Origin of the sequence: Rhodopirellula sp. JB055, from assembly GCF_043100905.1 — a bacterium.
GTDB lineage: Bacteria > Planctomycetota > Planctomycetia > Pirellulales > Pirellulaceae > Rhodopirellula.
The window spans coordinates 1-5,381 of record NZ_JBICHO010000104.1; the positions used below are offsets into that span (position 1 = coordinate 1).

Sequence of the window (5,381 nt, forward strand, 5' to 3'; positions counted from 1 at the left end):
CTGCTCCTGGCGACAGCGACTTGTCATCCGCGACCGCAAAGCTGACTTCGCGTCTGCCGCTGGGCAACACGAATTTGGTCTCGGTGCTGGACACCGTCCGAGCATCGTTGACAGGTCGTCCCGATTCACGAACGCGTTCGATCGTTTACATCGGTGACGCGGCTTCGATTGATGCCGCTCAAAACCAGTCGCGATTCGAGAACCTGATCGATGCGTTGCGAAACGATCACATCTCGGTTCATTCGGTTGCGGTTGGCCCGACGCAGAACGTTGAAATGATGGGCGTGTTGGCGAATCAAACCGGTGGTGTTTTGGGGGTCGTGGGGACCGACGCAACGCCGACCGAGATCGCTGATTTGGTCACGGATGCTGCCGTGATGTCCCCTGTTTGGATCACGGAAATTAAATCTGATGCAAAGATCGATTGGGTGCATGGCGATCGTTTGCCACCGCTGCGATTGGATCGTGACTCGATCTACTTGGGGCAATTGAAGTCGCCAGTGAAAGAGTTGTCGATCGGCTTGGTCGGCAGCACGCTGAACAGCGACATCCAAATCAAAGCCAACTCGAGCGTGGAGTCGAACAACCCCGACTTTGGTTTCTTGAGTGGCTTGATTGCAGAACACAAGACAGCCCGCGGGTTGTTGTTGGCAACGGCCGGTTCACCGATGCTTCGTCAAACCGCGCAAGCGATGACGGCTCGTGCGGAATCGTTGGCCAACGCTGCTACGTTGGCGATGCAGCAAGGGAACCTGCGTGGGGCTCGCGCGGTGGCCGAGGAAGCTTTGCAAGCAGATCCTGGCAACGCGGAAGCCAAAGCGATTTTGAAGATGGTGACGCCGGAAGGCAAACGGCTGATTTTGCAAAACGGTGACGACAATCCATTCGACGATATTTTCGGCGGTGGCGGCGACGCGGCGGCGGAAAGCCCGTTTGGTGCCGAGCCTGCTGCCGGAGATGATGTCTTCGGTGCGGCTGCTGATGATGCCCCTGTGATGGATGCGGCTCCTGCGGAAACCAATGACGACGTGTTTGGTGCACCGGCTGATGCTGCTCCTGCCGCTCCCGTTCCGGCCAATCCCGTTCCTCGCGATTCTGCTCCTGCCAATCCAGGGGTGGTCGGTGGTGCTCCGTTGGGCAGTGGCTTAGGCCCCGTTGTCGGGGACAACGAGTTGCGAGAAGACGGCGGCGATTTGTTGGGCCGTTTCGAACAACTTCGTTCACGAGAAGAAGGTCGTTTGCGAGGCGAAGTTCGTGCACAACTGCGAGAAGCACGTCGCTTGATCCGCCAAGACCCTGTGGGTGTGGCTGGCAGCTTGAAGAGCCTGCTGGCGCGAGTCGAAACGACCCCAGACATCGATCCTCAACTGCGTCGTGAATTGCTCGGCCAAGTTCGCTCAGCGATCCAGATTGCCAGTGCTCGTGAAGCCGACTTCCTCGAACAAGAAGCCAACCTGGAACAGCTTGCGGCGGGTGCCACGGCATCGGCTCGTTTGCTGCAAGAAACCTATCGCCGCGAAGATCGTTTGAAGCGATTGTCGGCTCAGATGAACGCTTTGATCGATGAAGGGCGTTACACCGAAGCCGATGGTGGTGTGTCTTTGGAAATCGCAGCTTTGGCAGGTGATACGATCACGGACGACAGTGTACTTGGACGTCATGTGACGGATGAAACGCTTTCGTTGCAGACGTATGCACGAGATCGTCGTTATCGCGAACTGCGTGAACGGAACTTTGTGGACGCGTTTTCGTTGGTGCTGAAATCGGCGGTTCCTTTCGTCGATGATCCACCGATCGTTTATCCAGAAGCTGAAACCTGGCAACGTTTGAGCCGTCGACGCATCGAACGTTACGGATCGATCGAATTGGTCGGTGACAGCGAATCGGAACAGCGGATCGAAGCGAGTCTTTCGGATGAGGTTTCTTATGACTTCCTCGACATGCCACTGAACGATGCGATTCGTCAAATCAGTGAAGATCGTGAAATTCCAATTCGGATCGACGTCTTCAGTTTGGAAGGGGAAGGGTTGTCCGAAGACATTCCAGTGAACATTTCGTTGGAAAACGTTTCCCTGCGATCGTTCCTGCGTCTGATGCTGCGTGACCAAAACCTGACTTACATGATCAAGGACGAGGTCCTGAACATCACGACTGTGACCGCCGCGGAAGACAACTTGGTCACCAAGGTTTATCCCGTTGGTGACTTGGTCGTGCCAATCATCAGCATGGGCGGCGGCATGGGTGGCATGGGCGGCGGCATGGGAGGCATGGGTGGCGGCATGGGAGGCATGGGCGGCGGCATGGGAGGCATGGGTGGCGGCATGGGAGGCATGGGCGGCGGTATGGGCGGCATGGGAGGCGGTGGAATGTTCATCGTTCCCGACGACGCTTCGCTGCGATCCAAAGCCACCACGCCTGCTGCAACCAGCCCCACGGAAGCCAGTTCGTCAGCCGACGTTGACTCGGTCGAAAACATTGACCGTGCGATTCAGCTTGATATCCCGGAAGGCAAGTCCGTCGACCAAGCGTGGTCGGAGCATTTCGCGAACTGGAAGGTTGAGTCGGCACGTGATTTGACGATCTTGGACCGCCGAGTCCGCGCGACCGTGTCTCATCTGAACGTGAAGGCATCGGCAGCCGAAAAGGCCGGTGACAAAGACGCCGCCAAGGCAAATTTCAATCAAATTCGAGCTGTGATTGGTGGAGCGATCTCCGCTGGCCACATTCAGCCATGGATGTACCAGGCTTATGCCTTGGCGTTGGCTGCGACGGATGCACCGGACTCAGAGGTCGAACGAGCTTTGTTATCGGCGGCTGACTTTGCAGAAACTCCCGAGGACCTCCTGAACGTGGCAGCACGGTTGGAGGACATGGGACAATACGCCGCTGCGATGAAGCTCTGCCGTCAGATTTCCAACGCCGACCCAGACCGCCGCGAACCTTATGTGATGGGACTTCGATTGGCGAAGCGTTTGGATCAACCCGCCGATTTGGCGTGGGCTTGTGAAGGCGTGCTGGGGCTGGCGTGGAGCGACAAGTTCCAATCGTTGGTCGAGGAAGCTCGCTTGTTGGCCCGTGCGACTCATCAAGAGTTGTTGGCCGAGGGCGACAGCGAATCCGCCAAGCAGTTCAGCGAAGCTCTTCGGCGAGCTGCCTCACACGACGCCATTGTGCGAGTCAGTTGGACCGGTGACGCCGATGTTGACTTGTCGGTGGAAGAGCCCTCTGGGACGGTTTGCTCGTTGGAGTCACCCAACAGCGCCAGCGGTGGCACACTGTTGGGCGATGCCTACCCAGGAGCGAAGGACGATGCCACCGGACAGGTATCGGAAACGTACTTGTGTCCAAAAGGTTTTTCCGGTGAATACCGCGTGCTGTTGCGTCGCATTTGGGGCAACGTGTCGACTGGTAAAGTCACCGTTGAGATCTTGACCGACGTGGGGCGCCCCGAACAAAAGTTCATCCGTCAAGACATTCCATTGATGGAACAAAACGCGATGGTGATCTTTGAGGTCAAGGAAGGACAACGCAAAGAGAAGTTGGCGGAGGCTCAGGTGGAACACTTGGCTGAGTTCGGTCGCAACATGGGACACGAAGTGTTGGGGCAATTCATTGGCCCTGCCGCTGGCGGTGGTTTGAACGCTGCGAACGCGTTGGGCGACAATCGTCGATTGTTGCAGGAGTTCTTCAGTGACTATCCCTCGCTGCTTCCTGGTGCGAACGGTGCCGCCATTGGAACGGGCGGAATCAACGGCGTGAACGGGTTCAACCCGCAGGGCGGTGTCGGTTACATGCCGCAAATCACGTCGCTACCTGAAGGGGCTTCGCTGTCTGGTCTGGCAATCATTTCAGCAGACCGACGCTATGTTCGAATCAGTCCTGCACCGACATTCTCACAAATCGGTGAAGTCACGACGTTCAACTTCGTCTCGGGTGAAACCGGCGATGCAGGAGGTGGCGTCGGCGGAGGAGCCGGTGGCGTCGGTGGTGCAGGTGGCGGCGTCGGTGGTGGCGGCGTCGGCGGTGGCGGCATCGGCGGCGGAATTGGCAACTGATCCCTGCTGATCAGCTGTCCAATCCTATCGACGATAGATCAATCGCACGTCGTTGTTGAATGAGTCCATGCGGCTGATTCGCAACGGCGTCGCATCGGCCAAGTTTTCGATCCCGGGATCACCCAGTGGTCCCGGGGCCAAACTGCCTCCGATGCACTTTCCAGCGATGAAGGCGTGCACTTCGTCAATTTGCCCGGCAGCGGCAAAGCTGCCCAGCAATTGGCTGCCCCCTTCCACCATCAGATGAGTCATGGCGAGCCCTCGGGGATTGTCATTGCTGCCCAACCAGAGCAGTGACTGACGAATCATTTCCACCGGGTCTGCGGACTCACACTGCCAGGTTTCGACATCATGATCGGCGAGTTTGGCCAGGTCCGCGTTGGAAATCTCTGGCCCCGCGACCAGCCATGTCGGGGTCTCGGAGGCGGTCTGAACCAATTGACTGTTCAGGTCAGGCAGTCGTCGTCGGGAATAGACCAGGCGAACCAACGGACGCGATTCGCTGGCAGAATTCGTGGTTTTGCCGTCATCCGTTTGAGCCCTGACAAATTCAGGCAAGCGAACCGTCAGCAACGGGTTGTCGGCGACCACACTTCCCATGCAGACCGCGATGGCATCGGCGCTGGCGCGGAGTTCATGCACTGCGTTGCGTGCGGCTGGGCCCGTGATCCACTTGCTTTCGCCGGTCTTCGTTGCGATTCGCCCGTCCAGGCTCATCGCCCACTTGGCGATCACCCATGGCATGCCCGTTCGGACACGTTTGAGGTAGGCAGCCAGCAGTTCTTCCCCGGCCTGTTTGGCGACTCCGGTGATGACTTCGATTCCTGCGGCGCGAAGTCTTTTGATCCCGCCACCATCGACTTGCTCAAACGGGTCCACCACAGACACGATCACTCGAGCGACCCCGGCGCGGATCAAGGCATCCGCGCAAGGAGGCGTTTTGCCGTGATGACAACAGGGTTCCAAGGTCACATACGCAGTTGCTCCGGCCGCGTCCGCGCAATCGGACAATGCCTCGACCTCGGCGTGCGGTCCACCAAAACGTTGATGGAAACCCTTGCCAATGCAGACCGAATCGCGAACCAGCACGCAGCCAACCGGAGGATTGGGTTCGACCTTCCCTCGGCCATGCGATGCCAGTTCCAGGGCTTCGGTCATCCAGCGGATGTCATCCGCTGAATGGCCATCCGCATCTGCATCACGGTGTTTGGGCATCAATCCATTCCGGGGACCCAAAGCTTGCTTCCGCCGGAAGCTTCACCGGCGGCTGGGCCGGTCGGGGCGGCTCCGCCTGAGTCGCCATCGGGCGTCCAGAGTCCGCCGCCG

2 protein-coding genes are annotated in these 5,381 nt (G+C 58.5%); one reads left to right on the plus strand and one right to left on the minus strand.

The features are described from left to right. A partial coding sequence (locus ACF8AM_RS04160) for a hypothetical protein (RefSeq protein ID WP_392554422.1) occupies window positions 1-4,055 on the plus strand: 4,055 nt, incomplete at its 5' end. A 24-nt stretch (window positions 4,056-4,079) separates the two neighbouring features. Here ACF8AM_RS04160 and ribD read toward each other — a convergent pair. Further along, window positions 4,080-5,270, minus strand: coding sequence for a bifunctional diaminohydroxyphosphoribosylaminopyrimidine deaminase/5-amino-6-(5-phosphoribosylamino)uracil reductase RibD (gene ribD / locus ACF8AM_RS04165; RefSeq protein WP_392554423.1), 1,191 nt, complete (start codon window positions 5,268-5,270; stop codon window positions 4,080-4,082). Between the last annotated feature and the right edge of the window lie 111 nt (window positions 5,271-5,381).